We start from the raw sequence: 22,582 nt of genomic DNA on the forward strand, positions 1-22,582 counted from the left end.
ACTCGGAGTGTGCGGGTGTGTGCTGTAGGAACGATGTATCGGTACTCTTGGCGGCGCCTGGAGGTGTATCCGGTCGAGCAGGTTCGAGTTGGCTAATTCGCTCGCCGAGCGCGTGACCGGTATGTCGGGTGAGAACCCAGCAGCCCCGAGCGTGACGCGGGTGCCTCGCTAGGTGCGCTCCCACGCCATGTCGTCGATGTTGAGCATCCGCCGCAGTCGCAGCACACCTGGAAAGCATGGTTTCGCTCCCGCGCGCCTCGTGAATGAGACCCAGATGCTCGCCACCTCCGGATAGGCGGTGTGTCTCTCTCCTCAGATCGCCAGTTTCGTTCGGCGCACGCGACTCAGGAGAGCCTAAGTAGCGCCTCCCGCGCGGTGGAGCTCGGGTGGGGTGGAGATCGAAAGCAGCTCGGCTTCTGGCACTCGCGCGAGCCCGCCGAGTTTACGGTTCGGCAACTGAGGCATTCCCATCCGGGTTCGGGGCGCTCCGCAATCGCTTCCAAGAGGCCACGGGCATCCGGAGGCGCAATGCGCGCGAGAGCATCGATGGCGGCCTCCTGAACGTGACCGTCCACATCGTTCAACAGCAGAGCAAGGCGCGGGTCAACTCGACGGCGGTCGAACTCCGTCATGGCCGCCGCAGCTGCCCTCAACACCGGGTCCGGATCATTCAGCCAGATTGATGGCTCAGGCTGGCCAGAGAGCGAGGACAGAGTAAGGGCAGCGAGTCGTTCATGCTCCGGAGAGCTGTGCAGCTTGGGGATCAGATCACGGATGAGACGCGCGGCCGTGGCAGCTTGTGGTGTTGCCCAAAGGAATCTAGCGGCTACGCGGGCTTGTGTCGTGGTCAGAAGGAACTGGCTTGCAAGCGCGTGCACGGCTGAATCGGGGTCGTCGAGGCGAGCCCACTCAGGTTGTCGTGGCGCGGGGGGGTCGAACATCGCATCGAATGGCGCGGACGACCTTGTCTCGCCCATCCGCTCAAGGAGAATCGAGGCTTCGGTGGCGAGTTCGCTCATGTCCAGCCCGAGTAGTTCGGCCACCGCTGTGAATACAGAACGCCGGACTGCGGGACTCTGTGCGTGGAAGGGGTCGCCGTAGTCCTCCAGACGGAGGGCTTGGAGAAGCGATGCCAGCGAATCAAGTGCGACGGATTCGCGCCCCGTCATGGAGAGGCGCTGGCCCTCAGCGATCTGCTCGACTGTTTCCGATTCTCGGGCCTCCTCGTGGTCGTCAAGCCAGGCCGCGAGTCTGATCCGTCCCGGTTCGTCGGTGCGTGCCTCGACGATCTCACGCACCTCAGCGTCGAAGCCGTGATCCACCAGAACTTGCGTGAGCGGATCGGCGAGCATCGCTGGACCGTGCATGATCCTCTGCACAAGCAAGTCGACGTTCTCCGGACTGTGTTCGGCGAGGAAGCCAGCTGCCTGCGACTGCGCGGTTGCCAATGAGCCGACGTGGCGCAGGACGCTCCAAAAGTCGCGTGACTCCCGTCCAGTGCCGCCGGCCGATTTCGGCAAACTGCTAAGCGTCATGAGCTTTCGCACCTGCTCGATCAGGTCCTCAGGAGACGGCTGAGTGAACCGGAGCGCAAGCGTCGTCTCGGCGACGAGTGCGTGATCCTCACTATGGGAGCGGGCCGCCGCGATTATGCTTTCGTGCGCGTCCGTCGGCGGGCACATCTCGAGGAGGTCGTCCCAGCAGTCCCAGCTTTCGTCGGTACCGAGGTTCAAGCTTTCGATGAGCGACGAGAGGATCTCTCGCCTCTCCCGCTCGGCCAACGCGGCGCCTTCACGAATGGCACGTGCCAGCGCGCGAGCAAGCTGCACGTTCGACGGCGTTGCTCGCAGAACTTCGACCGCCGCGGCGCCCGCGGTGGCAGGATCAAGCGCGCATGCAAGCACAACGGACTCGAGATTCTCCGCAGCGATACGAGCGCCGGTCCAGGTGGACAACGTGGTTGGGTTGGCAACGGCGTGCATCGCGTCTCCGATCTCTGCGAAGAAAACGATGCGGGGAGTTACTTGACTCGACGATGTGCCGATGGTGAATATCCCGCTTTCGTCGAATAGACGGATCGCATCAAGTGATGCCGCTTTCGCGTCGCCTGGTGCGAGGTCCCATTGGTGGCTTAGCTCGGCACCTACAACTTCCACGAGGGCGGTGAGGCTCACCGATCCGTTGTGGTCCATCAGCGTTCTCGCTTCAACCGCGAACGCGTGGAGGCCCGCAATAGGGAGTGCGCTTCCTTCAAGCCTCCCGAGAGGGTGACCGTCATTGCGTCTCAGCTCACGTCGCGTGACGACCTCGTCTACGGCCTCCCGGAGCACGTCCGCCCGGCGGTGCGGGAGCCCGCTTTCATCGGTGCGCGTGGCGAGCAACGTGAGCAGAATTGGTATCAGGGGTGTCTCGCGAAGGATGCTATCGCTCGCGAGCACGTCGTTTGCCCATCGCTGGCGGACCTCGATCCACTCACCAGCGCTTACCCCCTCCCGGGTCGGGGCAGCTAGCCGAAGTATCGCACCGATGGTGACGCCGGAATTCGCGGGTGGCATGAGGTTGACGTGTGGCCAGCCCAGTGTCTCGGCGTACGCGTACGCGACGTCCCTGGTGCTTAGCAGGACCGGCACGCCGGCATCCAACGTTTCCGTGAACCGTTGCACGTCGCTGATGACCTCTGCTCGGTGGTCGTACGTCTCATCGAGCGCATCGAGCAATACAGCAACCGGTCGTGTTCCATCGAGCCGCACCTCGAACTCAGCCCGCAGTACCTCCCGATCAGAGGCTGTGCAGTCTTTCAGAGCGATGGCGAGCAAGCGGTCGCGGAAGCTGAGACTGTGATCCAGCGCGTTGACTTCACGTAGCGACGCCAGAAGGGGTATCGGCAAGTGCCCGCCGGCGCAAAGATCTGCGGCAGCCCGGCGCATGGCTGTGGATTTTCCTGCTCCTGGCAGACCAGTGAGGACGCAGCGCACACGTCGGAGGAATGCCCACGTCAGTGGGCGGCCGACGGTATGGCCGTCGACTGACCGTTCCACGCGAACGTCCGCATCGGCTTCAGCGAGTGCGACATTCGGCAGGGCCGCGCCGAGCGAGCGTAGGTCGATCTCCCAACCACGCCGTCGGACGCTCAGACGATATCGGTCGAGAGCAGATTCGCGTTTCTCGAAGAGCCCGGCTGGCGACGCAGACAGTTCCCTGAAACCGGCACCACCAGCACGGAGCGCCGTCAACCATGCGTCTAGGTCGTTCCCACCTCGCAAGCGAGCTACACGGCCGGCCTCCTGGAGAGTGAGCCCCCACACCAGCATTGCTTGTTTCGGATCCTGGAGCTCGGCCCTCAGCAATCCGATTGCGACCTGCGCACCGGGTTCTTCGGGCTGCTCCGCCTGGACCTCCCAAATCACGGCTACTTTGAGCACCTGCTCGAACTGTTCGTCGTTGAGCTCCGACAGCTTCTCGCGAAGCTTCACCCTAAGCGACTGCTCCTCGCCCGTGTCCGCCGCGGGTGTTGTCAGTTTCTGCCGTTGGAGCCATCGGCGCATGGAATGCATGGTTCCCGAGAGCCTCCCAGACGCAATAACGAGACGCGTCTTGGCGGGGTTGACGCCTTGCTTGACCGCCGCGACCCACTGAGTAACCGCCTTCGACAAAGACGCGCCGGCGTCGAGGCTTCTCTTCGCCTGAATGAGGGCCATCCAGCCATCATCGAACGAAACCGAAATGTCGTCGACGGCGTCGTCCGTTTCGAGCCCGACCGCTCTGACGAAGGCGTACTCTGTCGGCACATCCAGCCCGGCTACTGGTGCTCCGGCTATGCCGCTCGCCACCAGATAGGAAGCAACCGCGCGACGATACTCGGCGCCAGCTTCTCCCGCGGCACCCCCAACGCTGCCTCGCCCTGCGACCACTCAGACCCCCAAAACCGTCAACCCGGCATCGTGCTCTACGAGCACATTCTCCTGCCTATCCGAGTCGTGTAGGACCGTGGAACCTGAAGCACACTTGGCTGGGTCGAGCAGAGTCGCGATGTGCAGTAGCCGTTTCGAAGACATTCCTCGGCAGCCTTGGCTTCCATGCCACCTAGGCTCGGCGCTGGACCGCTAACCGCTCTCATGAAGCGTCGGGAAGGTGGCAGTCGCAGCAGGTATGCCCGAACCGCCGACTGACCTGATGCGGTCGAATGAGTGTTCTAATAGGATCCGGCGAAAGGAGGAGAGCGCATGGATATTCTCGAGCTCATCCAACGCGGCAACGACAATGTCGTCGTTAACGATGACCACCGATCCCTGAGGGCTGCCGCCGCTACACTGGTGGACTCTTTCGACGAGTGGTCGGCCTTCACCGTTGTGGCGGCGAGCCCGGCCGGCGAGCGGTTGCTCGGCGCTGCGATGATGCTTTACCCGACCCTCAGAGGCGGTCGCTCCGCTCGGACGGTGATCGTCGACATCAATGTTGCAAGCGGCACGCTCATCGCCAACGCGGCCCGGCGGCTCCGAGAGGAAACCGTCGTCGAGCGAGTCGTTGCGATAGCGCTTCACTCATTGGTGGCACACGACTTCCGATGGTCGATTGAGGGTGTCGACTCGGTCCTTATCCCAAGCGCCCAAGCGCCTGATTCACGCGAGTTCGGACAGCGCCGCAAGTACGGCCTCGTACTTGCCGGCACCGATTGACTTCGCGTACGCGACCGCGTCGTCCAGGCCGTTCTTCTTGAGGCGGCGGGCGAATGCCTGCGCATCCCCGAGAACAACAGGCTGGCCGAGGTGCTCGCGCACGACGAAGATCGAGGCCCCTTCAGCGTGAGCTCGTGAGAACTGTGCTTTTGAACGTCGGGCAACCGGGGAGGTTCCGGCGACGCGGAACACGGCTCTCTCGAATGCTAGCGATGGCAGTTTCCCGCTAAGCAGTCGTGCGAGATCGACGGCCTGCTCCGCGGGTTCGACAGAAGAGGCACGGAGTTCGAAGTCGGCCTCGACGACAGGACTGGCGGTGGTTCCGCTGAGGACAACGCCGACGATGCGCGGTTTGCCGGCCGCAGGTATTACGGAGACGCCAAGAACTCGCATTGCACGACAGTACCCTGAGTGCATGTCATCAGCGCCCGACTACCCGCCGGGAACCGTCGTTAACGATCGCTACGAATTTCGGGGGAAGCTCGGCCGGGACGGCAGTGTCTACGAAGCATTCGACCGGAATCTGCGTCGCGTCGTTGCGTTCAAGGTGTTGGAGCCTCGCCAAGGGCAATCCCAGTCATGGGATGAAGCTCGAAGGCTCGAGCAGCTCCGGAGCGAGTTCATCGTCGATGTGTTGAACGCGGACGTCGTAATCAATAGTGACATCAGGTACATCGTTACGCCGCTGGTCCCAGGTGGTGACCTAGAACAGCTCGCCAGTCCCGTCGGCGTCGGTCTGAGGAGCGCAGTGCGCTTTGGCCAACAGATTGCGGCTGGTATCGATCGCGTTCACGAAAGCAACATGCTTCACCGCGATGTGAAGCCTGCAAACGTCCTGCTACAGGGTGACAAAGTGCGCGTCTCAGATCTCGAGTACTGCATCGCCATGGACGAGATCGGTGAGGCTGAACCGGCGGGAAGTTGGTGCTCGGTTGCGCCGGAAGCAGCCATCGACAATGGCAGGTGCTCGGTTCGAAGCGACATCTACTCGCTCGGTGCAACCGTCTTCTACCTACTATCCGGTGAGTACCCAGTCGACCACCGGCTCCACCCCGCAGAGCAGAGAGACCGAATCGTGCGGGGCGACATTCGGGAACTCCGCGAGCTTGCACCGCACGTCCCTCAATCCGTCGCAAACGTTGTGCGTCGCGCGGTGAGGCATGATCCGAACAAACGCTTCGATTCCGCTCTTGCGTTCGGGAATGCCTTGGCAACTGCGTACGCGAACGCACAGGATCGGAGACGTGTGGTGCACCCCGATCACCTCCACTGCATTGAGCTAGATGGGGGAACAAAGGCGCCCGTGACGATCTGTGCTGTCCGGAACGCAGTCGGTGTGCACCTCTCAGCACGACACTCGCGAAACGGTCGCCGCGTTGCGGGCGTTCGTGATCGCGTTGTAGCCGATGCGAATCTCGCATCCGAGTTGCGCACGCTTGTTCAGGAGTGTGCGTAGCGACGGGGGCTGATTGAGCAGCGTCCTCCCAAAGCGGACCCGCCCACGTCGCGTACTCAGGCATCGATCGAGCGAGTGACGCTGTCTGCGTTGAGGTCGGGCTTGGGCCTACGCACCGCGTTCGGCGGTGATTCGTGACCGGCTAATCCGTGACGACACCGAGTCCGGAATCTCGCGGTCTCCGCAAGCAGCGACGTAGCGCTCCAACGCCTCCAGCTCCTGCGGGAACTCACGGAGTCGACGCAGGACTACGGACAATTGCTCGGTCGCCCACGGGTTCGGGATCTCTCCCATCGAGGCTGCCTCCCGTTCGGCGGCATCGCGACACTTCACAAGCAGATCCCGGGCCTCGTCAAAGCGCTGTTGGCGCTTGAGTTCGGCGATGCTCGGTTTGAGTAGTGCCCAGTACTCACCGTCGACGGCGCCAGCGGTCCGTCGAGCTTCCTTCTCCGCCTCGCGCGCAGCCTTTGCCTCGGCCTTGCGCATTTGCTCAACAAGCCTCGCGGATTCGTACGCTTCGCTCGCGAGCCGCTCTGCCGCGTAGTCCTTTTCCGACTCGGAGTCGCCGGAAAACATCAGCGTTACTCTTCCCCGCCACACGTTGTCATCGTTGCGGGCCCAGATTCGTGCCGGGACTACCGCGATGCCTCCGCGACCCACCGAACTGCAAGCTCGCGCCACATTCCTGCTGTCCTCTTGCGGGACGTGGCCGACCTGATGCCCGTTGACGACGACTCGGACCGCGTTCGGGTCGTACTTGTTCGTCGGTTCCGGGATTAGCTGTGCCACTTGCATCGTCACGCCACCCTCAAGGCGCCCTAGGCTGCCAAAGATGTTTGCGAGCCCGCCGCGATAGTACGCCTCGCCAGCGACCTCGATGTCGTTCCATCCACGGCCAATCGGGACCTCTCTGGCGACAACACTGCTTGCAGACTGCGCTGGCTGAGTTTCCGTGGTGCGAGCCTGTCCTGAGCCGCCGCCGAACAGTCTGGACAGGAAGCCAGCCATTGATGTCTCCTCGATATGCGGAGGGCGTACCCCTCCTCCTCGCGTGAGTGTAGCGAAACCTTGGCGACTCTATCCCGCGCGGCCGCGACGCCCAGGCGGTAGGAGCCCGCGGTCTCGGGCCTTCGTGATCCAGCCCTGCGCGGTGGAGAGGGCGACGCCGTTGATCTGCGCCATCGTCGCGCTCGGATTCGCGTCGCCCTGCTGGGTGAGCCGGCCGTGCTGCAGCGCCACCAGCTCGTAGAAGTCCGGGACCTTCTTCGGGTCACCCAGCGGCTTGAGCAGATCCCGCCGGCTGACCTTCCGCCCAGACGGGAGCACGATCTTGCCGCCGGTGATCGTCTCGGTGCGCTTCATCGCGAAGAGGCGCTTGTTGATCGCGGCCTCGATGCGGGCGGTGGGCAGCTCGCGGAGGAGCTGGCTCGTGATCGGGTCTCCGGCCCGCCAGGGAAGGTAGATGACGCCGGTGATTCGCACCTCCCCCGGTACGGCGAACGTCTGGCGCTGCAGGCGGATCATGACGCGTGTGTGCGTCGCATTGTGTTCGATGTATCGCCAGCGGCCGTCGATCGTCTCGTTCTGGTCGGACTCTTGCTGCCCCTGAGCCCGCTCGTCGGTGTTTGCCCAGTCGTTGTAACCGAGGAGCTCGTCGATCTGCGCGCTCGCGTCGTCGCTCCGCTCGCCGGCGAATCGGCTTGGGAGGTGCCACCCGTCGGGAAGGTCGGTCGTGTCAAGCAGCCCGTCTTGCGACTGGTTCGCCCATGGGGACGGTTCGGGAAGGCCCATGGCTCGAGTCTAGCCACACAGCTCAGGTACTTGCCGAAACCCGTGCGCGATGGTAATCTCAGGTACTTGCAAATAGCCGCGCGTGGGTCGGCATGCACGAGATGCCAGCCGGCGGCCGATGAGTCGAGGGGGAGCGTCATGGCCGACACCGCGTGGAGGGTTGAGTACCTGAGTCGAGTCGAGGCGGCCGAGCGGTGTCGCATCCCGGTCTCGAGCTTCGACAAGCTGCGCCACGACGGACTCATCCCCGAGCCGGACGCGCGCATGGGCAAGCACCTGCTCTGGAGCGCCGACACGATCGACGAGCTGCTCGCGCGGGGTGGAACGGAACACTGATGGCCGGGCGGCCGACGAGAGACACCCCGTCGCGCGTCGATCCGCGCACGGGTCGGCCGCTGCCCGAGGGCATCCGCTGGCGAGCCGACCGCCAGCGGTACCAGATCCGCGTCGTCGGCCCGAGTGTCGAGGGCGGCGCTGCCGAGCGATCCCGCACCTTCCTCACGCTCGCCGAGGCCAAGCGTGAACTCGCGAAGATGGTGGCCGGCCGCAACCCGAACGGCTCGATGACGCTCGACCAGTGGTACGACAAGTACTGGCCTGCGATCGAGTCATCCATCCGCCCGGCGACGGCCCGCAGCTACGGGGTCGCCTGGCGGCTCCGCGTGAAGCCGAGCCTCGGCCGGCACCGGCTCGACGAGATCACCTCGCCGATGATCGAGTCGGCGATGGTCGCGTGGTCGGGCGGGGCTTCCGCCAAGAACGATGCGCTCGCCGTGCTCTCGCGGTTGCTGGATGGCGCGCGCCGCTCCCGGTTCATCGACTTCAACCCGGCCCGAGAGGTGAAGCGTCCGAGCATGCGCGAGTCCATCTCGCCGGTCTCGCGCGCGCTCACCCTCGACCAGATTCGCGCCCTGCTCGAGCTCGTTCCCGAAGGGGCATACCGCGGCTACCTCGCGGCCCTCGTCTACACCGGCATGCGGGCGGGGGAGGCGACCGCGTTGCGCGTGGGCGATGTCGACTTCGAGCGCGGCATCATCCGCGTCAGCCGGTCGCTGAGTCCTGGCCAGCGCGGCGAACTGATCGAGCAGTCGCCGAAGAGCCACAAGTCGCGCGACGTCCCGCTGATCGACGCGCTGCGTCCGTACGCCGAGGCAGCCGCGAGAGGCAAGCAGGCGAGCGACCTGCTCTTCGCCGGACCCGACGGCGGGCGACTCACCAACCACAACGCGCGACGAGGAGCAAACTGGGAGACGCTTCGCGAGGCGATCGGTCGACCCGACCTGCGCATCCACGACCTCCGGCACACGTTCGCGACGATCCTGTTCGACGCCGGCGCCACCGCGCCCGACGTGCAGGCGACCTTCGGCCACTCGAGCCTGCAGGTCACCGAGCGCTACTCGCGCGCTCGCGAGGGCGTCGCGCTGCGCACTGGCGCGGCCCTCAACGACGCGCTCAAGAGCGCAGGCGCCGGACCATCGCAACGAACCAAAGGGCGGACCCCCGCCGACCTTAATGGCACATTAATGGGCGCTCCTGACTGATCTGTGGGTCATGCCCGGCGCGGGAGGACGGGGCGGTGGCCGCCGAGGCTGAGCAGCGCGAGGGCGATCAGTGCTTCGGCGGACTTGAAGCCGAACGCGATCCTGGTTATTAGGCGGATCTTGGTGTTGGTCGACTCGATGAGCCCGTTGGACAGGTTGTGCTCAATCGCGGCGAGGATCCGGGCGCGGTGTTTGACGATGCTCTTCTGCAGCTTCACGAATGCCGGGATCCGGCAGCGGCGGGCCCAGCTGACCCACCGGTCCAGAGCCTCGACCGCGGCGTCGTACGGCATCGTGAACACCAGCCGCAGCCCCTCCTTGAGCAGGTAGGCGCGATAAAGCTTCGGGTCGGTGGCGGCGATCCAGGCGAGCTTGACCTGCTGGTGCTCGGTGAGGTTCTCCGGGTTCTTCCAGAGCGAATAGCGGGCACCGTTGAGCGCCTTGGCGCGCTCGCTTCCAGGTCGCGGTGGGGCGTCCGCTCGGGGACGCCCGCGCCCACGCCCCGGCTCTTTGCGGGCCAGGGCACGAGCGTCGTTCCACGCCTGACGGCGGACCTCGTCGAGCGCATCGGTGGCCCACTTCACGATATGAAACGGGTCGGCGACCCGGACCGCGTCCGGACACTTCTCGGCGACGATCGTGTCGATGAAGTCCGCCCCGTCGGCGCTGACGTGGGTGATCTGTGCGCAGCGCTCTTCGCCGAGGAGGTCGAAGAACTCACGCACGGTCGCGCTGCTGCGTCCCGGCGCCGCCCACACCAGCCGGCGGGTGTCGTGGTCGACGACGACCATCAGGTACTTGTGGCCCTTCTTGTAGCTGATCTCGTCGATCCCGATCCGCCGCAGCCCGGCGAACCGATCGTGAGCGGCCTCGACATCCGCCCAGACCCGGGTGATGATCGACCCCACCGTGCGCCACGCGATCCGCATGAGTTCGACCACGGTGGACTTCGACGCCTGCGTGGCCAGCCACGCCACCTGATCATCGAAGACGTGAGTGTGACCGGCGTCGTGACGAGCCCACGGCACCGCGGCGACAACGACCCCCGTGGACACGGCACCGAACGCGCGGTGAGTCCGCTTCGACGAAGGCCTGGATCGTGCCCAGATCCAGCGTCCGCCACCGCCGCCGACCAGGACCGGTGTCATAGCCAGGGCAACGGCGGCGACAGATCCCGCACCGGCGGCGCTCCCGCGAGCGGGGCCGCACGTGCGCGACCAGTAGCTGCACGTCCTCGTCGAACTCGACTCGTTCGATCACGGTCTTCTCGAGGCCGAGCACACCCCGCCATAAACTGACATCACGCACGCCGTTCTCCTGACCCTGGATTCTGATGCCTTCGACAGCTCAGAACCTATACAGGGAACGGCGTGCGCCACGCTCAGACCCGCTCAGGCACCCACAGAAGAGTCAGGAGCGCCCATTAATGGCACAGCCTCACCGGCGTCCTCGCGGAATGACCCACTGACACGAAAAAACCCCCGGTAAACCGGGGGTTTTGACTGTGGCTCCGACCGGCATCGATCCGGTGACCTTTCGATTTTCAGTCGAACGCTCTACCAACTGAGCTACAGAGCCTCGAAGCATCCGCTCGGCCGAAGCCGAGAAAGATACCTCGATAAGGAGAAAGCCCCTTCTCTCGTAAGGGAAAGGGCTTGTCGCCTGAGCGACCCTGACGGGACTTGAACCCGCGACCTCCGCCGTGACAGGGCGGCACGCTAACCAACTGCGCTACAGGGCCTCGTGGTGTCTTGCGACACCGAGCTATTCAATTGTACGTCGTGCAGTGACCCCAACGGGATTCGAACCCGTGCTGCCGCCGTGAAAGGGCGGTGTCCTAGGCCACTAAACGATGGGGCCGGAGGGCGATGCCTGGGCACGCCCGCCGACAGCCAAGCATACGTGCAGTCGCGCGAGATGGCAAAACGACCCGCAACGACGCGTTGACTCATGATGGATGCCCGCGAAGTGGCCGAGGGCGACGAATCGAAGACGGGCTGTGCAGCGGTCGGGCATGCGAGCGTGCGCGTCATATCACGGGCTCGACGGTGGCCATCCATCGCGTGAGCTCGGCGGAGAGCGCGGCGGGAGCATCGAGCTGGATGAGGTGCCCGGCATCTTCGATGATCGTGACTGATGCGTGTGGGATCGCCCCTTGGAGCCGGTCTGCCCGGTCGGCGGGAATCCAGGTGTCTTCGGCGCCCCAGATGATGTGCACGGGTTCAGTGAGCGTGCCGTACTCGGGTTCGATCTGCTCGGTGAAGCGTTCGTCGGCTTGCGCGATCTGGCGATAGAACGCGGTCTGCCCCGCGTCATCCGCCCACGGCTCGACGAGCATTGCGAGGTCATCGTCGCGCAGTCCGCGATGGCTTGCTCCTCGGATGTAGGCCTCGATCGCCCCGCGGTGCACCGCCGGAGGCAACTGCGCGAAGACGCGTGCGTGTTGCTTGACCAGCGTGAAGTACGGCGAGCCCCACGGAGACAGAGCCACCACGTCGACGAGGCAGAGCGAGGCGTACTGCGCACCGTGCAGCAATCGCGTGCGAAGCGCCACAGCGCCGCCGAGATCATGAGCGACGACGTGCGGTCGGTCGAGACCCCACTGCTCGAGCAAGTGCGCGAACAACTCACCCTGCGCGCCCAGGTCGACCGGGTGCTGCGCCTCTTTCGAGGAGGCGCCGTAGCCCGGCATGTCCCAGAGATAGACCGTGAACCGCTGGGAGAGTGCTGATGCGATCGGATGCCACAGGGCTGACGACCAGGGCGTGCCGTGCAGGAACACGAGAGCGGGCCCCACCCCGAAACGCTCCCACGCAACGGATCGTCCTTGCCAGTGCAACTCTCGGGTGAGGTGGTATCGGGACACCCTTCAATCGTGACAGCAACCAGGCACTCGAAGGCAGCGGATGCCGCGGCGCCGGCCACACACTCGCGACGGCACCGCCACGCGGCATCCGCGGACATGCCCGTGAAATGCCCGGTGTGGGCCGATCTCCCGCCTATCGTGGGGCTGCCAGTGCCCGAACCGAGAGTCGAGGAGCGCGGGGACCCGAGCCCGCGTGGACGGGGAAAGATGTACCGCACCACAGACCGAACGCCCACCGGCGGGGCCCGAACGAGCCCGGCATCAGGCGGCGTTCGGCGAGCCGGTCGCTCGCGTGCCGCGCGGCGTCTCGTCGCCCTGGTCGCGATCGTCGGTGCCGCACTCATGGCTCCCGTGATCACGCCGATGCAGCAGCCCGCGATCGCGGCGACGTATCCGAGCTGGGACGAACTGCAGGCAGCCAAGGCCAACACCGCCGCCGGCGCTGCGGCGGTCGAACAGGTCACCGCACTCATCGCGGAGCTGGAGGCGAACGTCGCGTTCACGCGAGCCGAGGCCGAGCGCCGCACCGACGAGCTCTTCCTCGCCCAGCAGAAGTACGACGAGGCCGTGCTGCGTGCCGATCAGATCCAGGCTCAGGCCGACGCATCCGCTGCAGAGGCGGTGGCAGCCGAGTCGAACGCCGGCCAGGTCGCAGCGCAGCTCTACCGCTCGGGCGGCAGCGACGTCGGGGTGAACCTCTTCCTCGATGCCGGTAACGCGCAGGCGACCGACACGCTGCTCTCCAAGCTCGGCAACATGGAGAAGATGGTCGAGCGCACCTCGAGCATCTACGACCGCGCACAGGAGAAGCAGAACACCGCCGAGGCGCTGAGCGGCCAGGCCGAAGTGGCGCAGGGTGAGCGCGAGAAGCTGCGCATCGCCGCCGAAGCGGCCCTCGTCGCGGCTCAGGAGGCGCAGGCGGCGGCCGAAGCAGCACTCGCCGAATCGCAGGCGAAGAAGATCGAGCTCGACGCCCAGCTCGCGTTCCTGAAAGACGCCGAGGCGAAGACCACGGCGGCCTACGAAGAGGGCGAGCGCATCCGCAAGGAGGAAGAGGAGCGGCGCCGACAGGAGGCCCTGCGTGCCGGCTCGCCGGGCACGCCGGCCTCATCGGGCTGGGCATTGCCCGCGAGCGGCGGACTCACGGGCGGCTACGGGCCGCGATCGCCGATCTGCGCCGGCAGCGGTTGCTCGGGCAGCTTCCACTACGCGGTCGACATCGGCACCGGTTGCTCGTCTCCGATCTACGCCGCGAACAGCGGAGTGGTGACGTTCTCGGGGTACTCGGGCAGCTACGGCAACTTCATCAAGGTCGACCACGGCGGCGGCATCTCGACCGGCTACGCGCACATCCGCGACGGGGGCCGTTTCGTCGGCGTCGGCGAGTGGGTCGGCGCCGGGCAGAACATCGCGTCGAGCGGCACGACCGGGGCATCGACGGGCTGTCACCTGCACTTCGAGGTCTACAACGGCGGCAGCCGCATCGACCCCGAGCCGTTCATGGGGGACCGGGGGGTCTACTTTGGCTGACAATCGCACCAGACCGCTGTCGCGCGTGAAGCCCGCAACCATCTTCTCGGCGGTCGCCGTCGGCGCGGTGACGGCGTCGGTCGTCGCCGCGGGCGGGCCCGCCATGGCCGAGCCCGACTACCCGTCGTGGAGCGAGATCGAGCAGGCCAAGAGCAACGAGGCCACGAAGCAGGCCGAGATCGCACGCGTCGGCGAGCTCCTTGTGGGCCTCCAGCAGGCAGCGGATGCCGCGGTGCAGGCGTCGCAGATGGCGGCCGAGTCGTATCGCATCGCCGCCGACCAGCGCGACCAGGCGGCCGAACGAGAGCAGACTCTCGCACGGCAGGCCGGCGAGGCCGACGCCGTGGCGGAGATCTCGAAGATGCGCGCGGGCCTGCTCGCAGCGCACATCGCGAAGGCCGGGGGCAACGACCTGAGCTCCGAGCTCGTCTTCGCGGGCGACGGCGCCGATGGCCTGCTCAAGCAGCTCGGCATGGCGACGAAGCTCGGCGAGCAGTCGCAGGCCGTCTACGAGCAGGCGATCGCCGACCGCAACACGGCTGACTCGTTGCGTGCGCAGGCCACCGAAGCGGCCGCAGAGCGCGCGAGGCTCGCGGCACTCGCAGAGGCGAAGGCGACCGAGGCGAATGCCGCAGCGGAATCGGCGATGGCTGCCGTCACCGCGCAGGAGCAGCGTTCGGCCGAGCTATACGCCCAGCTCGCGACCCTGAAAGACACGACCGCCGAACTCGAGCGCGAGCGCGTCGAGGGGCAGGCGCGCGAGGCGGCGATGGCAGCCCTCGAGGCCAGCCGGCCGAGCACTCCGGCGCCGCCGTCCGGGGGAACCGGCGGCAGCGGCGGCAGCAGCGGCGGCAGCGGCGGCAGCACCCCGGCGCCGAACCCCGACCCCGCCCCGCCGAACGCGAGCGCGGTCGAGACGGCGATCTGGTTCGCGAGCCAGCAGCTCGGCGAGCCCTACCGGCTCGGCGGCGCAGGCCCCGACGAGTGGGACTGCTCTGGCCTCACCCGCGCCGCGTACAGCGCTGCGGGCATCGGCATCGGCACGCACTCGGCGACGAACCAGTACCACACGCTCGCCGGCCGCGGCAAAGCCGTGCCGCTCGGCAGCGTGCAGCGCGGCGACCTGCTCTTCTGGGGCTCCAGCGGCAACTACTACCACGTCGCCATCTACCTCGGCGGCGGCCGCATCCTCGAGGCGCCCGACTACGGCAAGCCCGTGCGCGAGTGGCCGATCTGGGGCAGCCCCTCAGCCGCGGCGCGCCCCGCCGGCTGACCGACGAGGTTCGCCGCACGCCGCGCCGCGCCGCGCCAGTGCTGGCCAGCGCTGCGCCAGGTTCGCCGCGCGCTGCGCCAATGCTGCGCCAGGTTCGCCGCGCGCTGCGCCAGGTACGCCGCGCGCTGCGCCAGCGCTGCGCCAAGGTTCGCCGCACGCCGCGTACAACGGTTTGCGCGTACATCGGTTTGTAGGACGAAGGCCTCGTTGTAGGACAGCGGGGCACGGTTTCGTCCTACCAAGCGGCCTTCGACCTACAAACCCGGTGGGGGTGAGGGGCTGGAGCCGGGGGCTGGAGCTTGGGAGCCGGGGCTGGAGGCTGGGGCTGGGAGCTAGGGGCAGGGGGCTGGGAGCGAGGGCAGGGGCTGGGTCCTACCACGCGGCCTTCGGCCTACAAATACTGAGCGGATGCCGCGAGCCCGCGGCATCCGCTCGGTTCATGCCGTGGTCAGTGACCGGGGAACTTCTCGATCGCCTTCTGGATGAGCCCCTCGGCCTCGGCCGCGTCGGCCCAGCCCTCGGTCTTGACCCACTTGCCGGGCTCGAGGTCCTTGTAGTGCTCGAAGAAGTGCTCGATCTCCTTGCGAGTGAACTCGGGGATGTCGTTGACGTCCTGGATGTGGTTCCAGCGCGGGTCGCCGGCGGGCACGGCGATCACCTTGGCGTCGCCGCCGCCGTCGTCGGTCATGTGGAAGACGCCGACCGGGCGCACCTTGACGCCCACGCCCGGGAAGAGCGGGTAGTCGAGCAGCACGAGCACGTCGAGCGGGTCGCCGTCGTCGCCGAGGGTGTTCTCGAAGAAGCCGTAGTCGGTCGGGTAGACGAACGTCGTGTAGAGCACGCGGTCGAGAAAGACCCGGCCCGTCTCGTGGTCGACCTCGTACTTGTTGCGGCTCCCCTTGGGGATCTCGATGACGGCGGCGTACTCGCCCATGCTGTTCTCCTTGATTCTGGAAGCTTCGTCGCCCGCGCGGGGCGCGGAATAAGGTTACTTGATGCCTCACGATCAGCCGACGGATGCCGCGGCTCCCCGGCGCCCGCGCCTGACACCGCCGATCGCCGATGTGCGCCGGGCGGTGCGTGCCGTGCTCCCCGCCGGTGCCGAGTCGGCCGATCGCCGAGCCGAAGGAGCCGAGGGGCGACACGCCGAGCTTCGCGCCGGTCGGTCGACTTCAGCTCCTGCGACTCGGCGAGAACCGGGCGGCACACTCGTGCTCGTCGCCCTCTCGGGCGGCGCCGACTCGCTCGCCCTCGCTGCGGCCGCCGCGTTCGAAGCGCCGAGGGCCGGATGCCGCGCGGGCGCCGTCATCGTCGACCACGGGTTGCAGCCCGGCTCGGCCGAGGTCGCGGCTGCCGCGGCGGCGACCGCGCGAGAGCTCGGGCTGGGCCCCGTGCTCGTGCGACGCGTCGAAGTGCCGTCGACCGGGGCGGGCAGCGCGGGGGGTCCCGAGGCATCCGCTCGCGATGCCCGATACGGCGCGCTCGACGCCGCGGCGGCCGAGACCGGGCCGCCCTCGTGCTGCTCGGCCACACGCTCGACGACCAGGCCGAGACCGTGCTGCTCGGGCTCGCGCGCGGCTCGGCGCCGCGAGCCTGTCGGGCATGCCGGCGCGCGCCGGCCGTTACGCACGGCCGCTCCTCGGCATCCGCCGTGCCACGACCCGGCAGGCCTGCCTCGACGCGGGGCTCACCCCGTGGGACGACCCGCACAACCTCGACCCCACGTACGCACGGGTGCGGGTGCGCGAGCGCGTGCTGCCCGTGCTCGAGGCCGAACTCGGGCCGGGCATCGCCGAGGCGCTCGCGCGCACGGCCGAGCACCTCCGTGAAGACGAGGCGGCGTTCTCGGAGCAGATCGAGGAGTTCATCGAGGAGATCTGCGAGCCCGCAGAGGCCGGCATCGCGATCTCGGTCGGCGCCCTCTCGGCGAACCCGGCGGCGCTGCGACAGCGGGTCATCCGGCACGTCGTGGGCAGTGAGTTCGGCGTCTCGCTCTCTCGCACTCAGACGCTCGAGGTCGCCCGGCTCGTCACCGACTGGCACGGGCAGGGCCCGATCGACCTGCCGGGCGGGGTGCTCGCGACCCGCGCGGGCCGGCACATCGTGCTGAGCACGACGGGGTCGACCGAGATCCTTCCGCACGACCACTGAGCGAGCCGAGCGAGCCGAGCCGGCCGCCCGCTGAGCACGGGGCACCGCCGACGCGGCGTAGGCTCGACGCATCCGTCGTCGTCACAGAAGGAGCAGGCATGTACGCGCGCGAGATCGAGGCCGACCTCACCGAGGTGCTCGTCACCGAAGCCGAGATCCATGCGAAGCTCGCCGAGCTCGCCCGCCGTATCGAGGCCGACTACGAGGGCAGGGACCTGCTGCTCGTCGGCGTGCTGAAGGGCGCCGTCATGGTCATGGCCGATCTCGCACGAGAGTTGCGGCCGCACCTCAACATGGACTGGATGGCGGTCTCCTCCTACGGCGCGGGCACCCAGTCGTCGGGCGTCGTGCGCATCGTGAAAGACCTCGACACCGACCTCACCGGCCGCCACGTGCTCATCGTCGAGGACATCATCGACTCGGGCCTGACGCTCAGCTGGCTGCGCGGCAACCTCGAGTCCCGCGGCGCCGAGTCGGTCGAGATCTGCGCGTTGCTGCGCAAGCCCGATGCGGCGAAGGTCGAGGTCGACGTCAAGTACCTCGGCTTCGACATCCCGAATCAGTTCGTCGTCGGCTACGGCCTCGACTTCGCCGAGAACTACCGCAACCTCCGCGACGTCGCGATCCTGGCACCGCACGTCTACAGCTGATCCACCGCACGTCTACCGCTGATCCCTCGCGCGGCGAGCGGTCGCGGGCCTAGAGTCTTCGCATGGCCGAAGGGCAACGCCGAAGCACGTTGCGCGACGCTGCCGCCGCGTTCACGAGCAACTGGCGCAACCGCAACCTGCGCCGGGCCCAACTCAGCTTCCTCGGCGCGTGGACCGCCGAGTGGGCGTTCACCGTCGCCCTCGGCATCGTCGCCTATCGCGACGGCGGCGCGGTGGCGCTCGGCCTGGTGGGCCTGCTTCGCATGCTGCCCTCGGCGATCCTCGCCCCGCTGCTGTCGCCCATCGCCGATCGGGGCCGACGCGAGCGGGTGCTCGTGCTCGTCTCCATCGTGCGCGGCCTCGCGACGGCGGGCGCCGCCGTGGTCGCCGCCGTGTCGGGCCCGGTCGCCGTCATCTACGTGCTCGCCGTGCTCTCGACGATCGCCGCGACCCTCTACCGCCCGGCGCACTCCGCGCTGCTGCCCTCGCTCTGCCGCACGGGTCATGAGCTCGCGAGCGCCAACGTCGTGCGAGGGCTCCTCGACTCGGCCGCCACGCTCGTCGGCCCGCTGCTCGCGGCGGTGCTGCTGCAGTTCACCGGCGTCGACGTCGTCTTCGCGGTCGCGGCGGCCGCGTCGTTCTGGGCGGCGGGCCTGCTCGTTCGGCTGAGATACGACGCGCCGCCGCGCCCTCCCGCGCCGCAGCGCCCCAACCTGGCCAGGGAGGCGCTCGACGGCGTGAAGGCGGTCGTGTCGAACCGCGACCTGTCGCTCATCCTCGGTCTCGCCGCGGCGCAGGCCCTCACCCGCGGCGCGCTCACGGTGCTCTCCGTCGTGGTCGCGATCGAACTGCTCGGCACGGGGGAGCCGGGAGTCGGCGCCCTGATGACCGCGGTCGGGGTCGGTGCGGTGCTCGGATCGCTCGCGGCCTCGCTGCTCGTGGGCACCGGGCGGCTCGGCGTGTGGTTCGCCGTCGGAGTCGCGCTCTGGGGGCTGCCGTTCACGCTCGTCGGCCTGGCGCCCTACGAGGTGCCGGCCCTCGGCCTGCTGGCCTTCGTCGGCGTCGGCAACGCCCTCATCGACGTCGCCGGGTTCACCCTCATCGCCCGGTTGGCCCCCGACGAGGTGCTCGCTCGCGTCTTCGGGGTGCTCGAGAGCCTCGTCGCCGTCTTCATCGGCATCGGCGCGGTCGTCACGTCGGCCCTGATCGAATGGTTCGGAGCGACGACCGCGCTCGTGGCGATCGGCCTCGTGTGCCCGGTGCTCGCGCTCGTGTCGCTCCGGCGCCTGCGCGGCATGGACCGTTCGGTCGACGTCATCGACGACGACATCGAGCTGCTGCGGCGGGTGTCGATGCTCCGCACGCTGCCGCTGCCCTCCATCGAACAGCTGGCCCGCGGCCTCGAGCCGGTCGCCGTTCCCGCGGGCACCGCCGTGTTCACGCAGGGCGACGTCGGCGACCGCTACTACGTGATCGAGGCGGGTGAGGCCGACGTGGTCGGCGACGGCCGGGTCGTCGCGAGGCTCGGCCCGGGGGAGGGCTTCGGCGAGATCGCGCTGCTGCGCCGCACGCGAAGAACGGCCACGGTCACGGCGAACAGTGCGCTCGCGCTGCGGGCGCTCGGCTCCGACCGGTTCCTTCCCGTCGTGCTCGGCTACACGGCGAGCGCGCAGGAGGCGGCCGTCGTCGTCGACGGGCAGCTCGACCGATACGCCCCGAAGCATCCGTTCGTCGACCCGCCTTCAGGAGGGCAGCCCTCCTGAGGGCAGCCCTCCTGAACAGGGGTGTTGAGGTGTGCTCAGTTCAATGGGATGGTGAGGCATGATCTCCGGCCGCGCCGTGCTGCTGATCGCAGACATCGGCGGCTACACCGACTACATGAGCTCCCACCGCATGAGCCTCGCGCACGCCGAGGTCAACACCGGTCGCATGCTCGAGCGCATGATCGACGCCGCCCCCGGATTCGACCTCATCGAGATCGAGGGCGACGCCGCCTTCCTCTCGTTGCAGCTGGGCGACGGCGAGACGGATGCCTCGATCCCCGTGATCCTCGACGCGGCCCTCGCCATGCATCGCGCCTTCCACCTCGAACGCGCGTACGTCACGGCCAACCTCTGCCCCTGCAAGGGATGCAAGGGCGCGTCCGACCTCAAACTGAAGTTCGTGGCGCACGTCGGAGAGGTCGCCACGCAGACCATCCGCGATCGCATCAAGCTGGTCGGCATCGACGTCATCCTCGTGCATCGCATGCTGAAGAACCCGGTCGACGTCGCGGAGTACGTGCTGCTCTCAGAGGAGCTCTACCGTTCGGGCGTAGACGCGCTGCCTGCCCCGGTGCACGACGTGGTGTCGGAGTTCGAGGGGTTCGGGGCCGTGCGCGGGTACTACGTCGACGTCGATGAGCTCGACGGCGAGACGGTGATGCCGACGCCCTCGTGGCCGAAGCGCATCGGGCAGACGTTCGCCGCGGTGGGCCCCGGCGTGCCCTACATGCTCGGACTTCGCGACACCCGCCGCGCGGCATCCGATCGGTGAACTCACCGCCGCTCGCCCGCAGCGCGCGACGCACAGCCCTCAGCGAACACTCGGCTGCCATTCGGTGACTGCAATGTAGCCTGTGAGCACCATGAACATCAAGAAGATCCTGCGCGGGCCGATCATCTACATTCTGCTCGCGATCGTCGCCGTGTGGATCGGGTCGAGCCTCATCACCGCCTCGGGCTTCAAAGAGGTCTCGACGCAAGAGGGCCTCGAGCTGCTGAACGACGGCAAGGTCGCCTCGGTCAAGATCGTCGACGGTGAGAACCGCGTCGACCTGACCCTCGCGAAGGCCGACGAGGAGCTCGGCACGCAGGTGCAGTTCTACTACGTCACCCCGCGCGGGGCCGACGTCATCGCGGCCGTCGACGCGGCAGACCCGGCAGACGGCTTCAACGACGAGGTGCCGCAGCCGAACTGGTTCCTCTCGATGCTCGGCATCCTGCTGCCGCTCGTGCTCATCGGCCTGTTCTTCTGGATCATGCTCTCGGGCATGCAGGGCGGCGGCAACAAGGTCATGCAGTTCGGCAAGTCCAAGGCGAAGCTCGTCTCGAAGGAGAGCCCCACCGTCACGTTCGACGACGTCGCGGGCGCCGAGGAGGCGATCGAAGAACTGCACGAGATCAAGGAGTTCCTGAAGGAGCCGGCGAAGTTCCAGGCCGTCGGGGCGCGCATCCCCAAGGGCGTGCTGCTCTACGGCCCTCCCGGCACCGGCAAGACGCTCCTCGCCCGTGCGGTCGCCGGTGAGGCGGGCGTGCCGTTCTACTCGATCTCGGGTTCCGACTTCGTCGAGATGTTCGTCGGCGTCGGCGCGAGCCGCGTGCGCGACCTGTTCGAGCAGGCGAAGCAGAACGCGCCCGCCATCATCTTCGTCGACGAGATCGACGCGGTCGGCCGCCACCGCGGCGCCGGCCTCGGCGGCGGTCACGACGAGCGCGAGCAGACCCTGAACCAGCTGCTCGTCGAGATGGACGGCTTCGACCCGAAGACCAACGTCATCCTCATCGCCGCGACGAACCGCCCCGACATCCTCGACCCGGCGCTGCTGCGCCCCGGCCGCTTCGACCGGCAGATCGGCGTCGACGCGCCCGACCTCAAGGGTCGCCAGAAGATCCTCGAGGTGCACTCGAAGGGCAAGCCGCTCGCCCACGGCGTCGACCTCGAGGTGCTCGCCCGCAAGACCCCCGGCTTCACGGGTGCCGACCTCGCCAACGTGCTCAACGAGGCCGCGCTCCTGACGGCACGCTCCAACGCGCAACTCATCGACAATCGCGCCCTCGACGAGGCCGTCGACCGTGTGATCGCCGGCCCGCAGCGCCGCTCCCGTGTCATGAAAGACAAGGAGAAGCTCATCACGGCCTACCACGAGGGCGGCCACGCCCTTGCGGCGGCGTCGATGAACTACACCGACCCCGTGACGAAGATCACGATCCTGCCGCGCGGCCGCGCCCTCGGCTACACGATGGTGATGCCGCTCGAAGACAAGTACTCGGTCAGCCGCAACGAGCTGCTCGACCAGTTGGCCTACGCGATGGGCGGCCGGGTGGCAGAGGAGATCGTCTTCCACGATCCGTCGACCGGCGCGTCGAACGACATCGAGAAGGCCACCTCGACGGCACGCAAGATGGTCACCGAGTTCGGCATGAGCGCGAACGTCGGCGCCGTCAAGCTCGGCCAGTCGCAGGGCGAGGTCTTCCTCGGCCGTGACATGGGCCATCAGCGCGACTACTCCGAAGAGGTCGCCGAGACGGTCGACCTCGAGGTGCGCAAGCTCATCGAGCAGGCGCACGACGAGGCCTGGCAGGTGCTCAACGACAACCGCGACATCCTCGACAAGCTGGCCGCAGAGCTGCTCGAACACGAGACGCTCGACCACAAGCAGATCGCCGAGATCTTCAAGGACGTCAAGAAGCTGCCCGAGCGCCCGCTCTGGCTCTCGAGCGACAAGCGCCCCGTCTCCGACCGGCCGCCGATCGCGTTCCCGACCGACAAGATGCCGATCGACCAGGGTGCGGTCGACGGCGGTGTCGACTCGGGTGAGTTGCCCATCGACGACGAGGCGCGGGTGCGCGCACCGCAGTCGAACCCGCGGCCCGCGACGGCCTAACCG

Annotated in this window: 16 protein-coding genes, 3 tRNA genes and 2 pseudogenes; 11 read left to right on the forward strand and 10 right to left on the reverse strand. The window is 67.5% G+C overall.

Annotation, left to right across the window (positions count from 1 at the left end):
- Positions 1-344: 344 nt before the first annotated feature.
- Entirely contained in the window at positions 345-3,788 is a 3,444-nt protein-coding gene (locus FHG54_RS04865; RefSeq protein WP_139416277.1) for a hypothetical protein, read from the reverse strand.
- 435 nt (positions 3,789-4,223) lie between these two features.
- Here FHG54_RS04865 and FHG54_RS04870 point away from each other — a divergent pair, with 435 nt between their 5' ends.
- Complete coding sequence (locus FHG54_RS04870) at positions 4,224-4,676, forward strand: hypothetical protein (RefSeq protein WP_139416278.1); 453 nt, start codon at positions 4,224-4,226, stop codon at positions 4,674-4,676.
- Here FHG54_RS04870 and FHG54_RS16305 read toward each other — a convergent pair.
- Complete coding sequence (locus FHG54_RS16305; RefSeq protein WP_168197109.1) at positions 4,620-5,069, reverse strand: hypothetical protein; 450 nt, start codon at positions 5,067-5,069, stop codon at positions 4,620-4,622. The genes FHG54_RS04870 and FHG54_RS16305 overlap by 57 nt on opposite strands.
- A gap of 22 nt (positions 5,070-5,091) precedes the next feature.
- Here FHG54_RS16305 and FHG54_RS04880 point away from each other — a divergent pair, with 22 nt between their 5' ends.
- Positions 5,092-6,132 carry a serine/threonine protein kinase gene (locus FHG54_RS04880; RefSeq protein ID WP_168197110.1) on the forward strand — a complete coding sequence of 347 codons (1,041 nt, stop codon included), beginning with the start codon at positions 5,092-5,094 and terminating at the stop codon, positions 6,130-6,132.
- A gap of 108 nt (positions 6,133-6,240) precedes the next feature.
- On the opposite strand, the gene FHG54_RS04885 is transcribed toward FHG54_RS04880, so the two are convergent.
- Both FHG54_RS04885 and FHG54_RS04890 read right to left on the reverse strand, forming a co-directional pair.
- Positions 6,241-7,140 carry an HIRAN domain-containing protein gene (locus FHG54_RS04885; protein ID WP_139416281.1) on the reverse strand — a complete coding sequence of 300 codons (900 nt, stop codon included), beginning with the start codon at positions 7,138-7,140 and terminating at the stop codon, positions 6,241-6,243.
- Positions 7,141-7,209: 69 nt separating this feature from the next.
- Positions 7,210-7,923, reverse strand: a complete 714-nt coding sequence (locus FHG54_RS04890; RefSeq protein ID WP_139416282.1) for a hypothetical protein — start codon at positions 7,921-7,923, stop codon at positions 7,210-7,212.
- 138 nt (positions 7,924-8,061) lie between these two features.
- Here FHG54_RS04890 and FHG54_RS04895 point away from each other — a divergent pair, with 138 nt between their 5' ends.
- Both FHG54_RS04895 and FHG54_RS04900 read left to right on the forward strand, forming a co-directional pair.
- The gene (locus tag FHG54_RS04895) at positions 8,062-8,259 is read left to right on the forward strand and encodes an XRE family transcriptional regulator (RefSeq protein WP_127794348.1); all 198 of its coding nucleotides are present in this window, start codon (positions 8,062-8,064) and stop codon (positions 8,257-8,259) included.
- Positions 8,259-9,464 (forward strand): tyrosine-type recombinase/integrase, encoded by a 1,206-nt coding sequence (locus FHG54_RS04900; protein ID WP_139416283.1) that lies wholly within the window; start codon positions 8,259-8,261, stop codon positions 9,462-9,464. Before FHG54_RS04895 ends, FHG54_RS04900 begins: the two co-directional genes overlap by 1 nt.
- On the opposite strand, the pseudogene FHG54_RS04905 reads toward FHG54_RS04900, so the two are convergent.
- The 5 genes and pseudogenes from FHG54_RS04905 to FHG54_RS04925 form a co-directional block, all read right to left on the reverse strand.
- Positions 9,433-10,772 (reverse strand): annotated as a pseudogene (locus FHG54_RS04905) (ISL3 family transposase). The gene FHG54_RS04900 and the pseudogene FHG54_RS04905 overlap by 32 nt on opposite strands.
- Before the next feature lie 197 nt (positions 10,773-10,969).
- Positions 10,970-11,042 (reverse strand) — tRNA-Phe (locus FHG54_RS04910).
- 89 nt (positions 11,043-11,131) lie between these two features.
- A tRNA-Asp gene (locus FHG54_RS04915) sits at positions 11,132-11,205 on the reverse strand.
- 46 nt (positions 11,206-11,251) lie between these two features.
- A tRNA-Glu gene (locus tag FHG54_RS04920) sits at positions 11,252-11,324 on the reverse strand.
- A gap of 169 nt (positions 11,325-11,493) precedes the next feature.
- Positions 11,494-12,261 carry an alpha/beta fold hydrolase gene (locus tag FHG54_RS04925; RefSeq protein WP_210415472.1) on the reverse strand — a complete coding sequence of 256 codons (768 nt, stop codon included), beginning with the start codon at positions 12,259-12,261 and terminating at the stop codon, positions 11,494-11,496.
- Between the two features lie 276 nt (positions 12,262-12,537).
- Between FHG54_RS04925 and FHG54_RS04930 the strand changes: the two genes are divergently transcribed.
- Together FHG54_RS04930 and FHG54_RS04935 are read left to right on the forward strand one after the other, a co-directional pair.
- The gene (locus FHG54_RS04930) at positions 12,538-13,860 is read left to right on the forward strand and encodes a M23 family metallopeptidase (RefSeq protein ID WP_139416285.1); all 1,323 of its coding nucleotides are present in this window, start codon (positions 12,538-12,540) and stop codon (positions 13,858-13,860) included.
- A gap of 25 nt (positions 13,861-13,885) precedes the next feature.
- Positions 13,886-15,133 (forward strand): C40 family peptidase, encoded by a 1,248-nt coding sequence (locus FHG54_RS04935; protein WP_139416286.1) that lies wholly within the window; start codon positions 13,886-13,888, stop codon positions 15,131-15,133.
- A 448-nt stretch (positions 15,134-15,581) separates the two neighbouring features.
- Here the strand turns inward: FHG54_RS04935 and ppa are convergent, their stop codons facing one another.
- Positions 15,582-16,067 carry an inorganic diphosphatase gene (gene ppa / locus FHG54_RS04940; RefSeq protein ID WP_139416287.1) on the reverse strand — a complete coding sequence of 162 codons (486 nt, stop codon included), beginning with the start codon at positions 16,065-16,067 and terminating at the stop codon, positions 15,582-15,584.
- Between the two features lie 61 nt (positions 16,068-16,128).
- Between ppa and tilS the strand changes: the two are divergent.
- From tilS to ftsH, 5 genes and pseudogenes are all read left to right on the forward strand, one after another.
- A pseudogene (tilS, locus tag FHG54_RS16925) lies at positions 16,129-17,284 on the forward strand (tRNA lysidine(34) synthetase TilS).
- A gap of 98 nt (positions 17,285-17,382) precedes the next feature.
- On the forward strand, positions 17,383-17,934 hold the full coding sequence (gene hpt / locus FHG54_RS04950) for a hypoxanthine phosphoribosyltransferase (protein ID WP_139416288.1): 552 nt from the start codon (positions 17,383-17,385) through the stop codon (positions 17,932-17,934).
- 62 nt (positions 17,935-17,996) lie between these two features.
- On the forward strand, positions 17,997-19,697 hold the full coding sequence (locus FHG54_RS04955; protein WP_139416289.1) for an MFS transporter: 1,701 nt from the start codon (positions 17,997-17,999) through the stop codon (positions 19,695-19,697).
- 58 nt (positions 19,698-19,755) lie between these two features.
- A complete protein-coding gene (locus FHG54_RS04960; protein WP_139416290.1) occupies positions 19,756-20,469 on the forward strand; it encodes a DUF2652 domain-containing protein in 714 nt (237 codons plus the stop codon).
- Between the two features lie 91 nt (positions 20,470-20,560).
- Positions 20,561-22,579 (forward strand): ATP-dependent zinc metalloprotease FtsH, encoded by a 2,019-nt coding sequence (gene ftsH, locus FHG54_RS04965; RefSeq protein WP_139416291.1) that lies wholly within the window; start codon positions 20,561-20,563, stop codon positions 22,577-22,579.
- Positions 22,580-22,582: the final 3 nt, after the last annotated feature.

Source organism: Agromyces laixinhei (assembly GCF_006337065.1).
In the GTDB taxonomy this organism is placed as follows: domain Bacteria; phylum Actinomycetota; class Actinomycetes; order Actinomycetales; family Microbacteriaceae; genus Agromyces; species Agromyces laixinhei.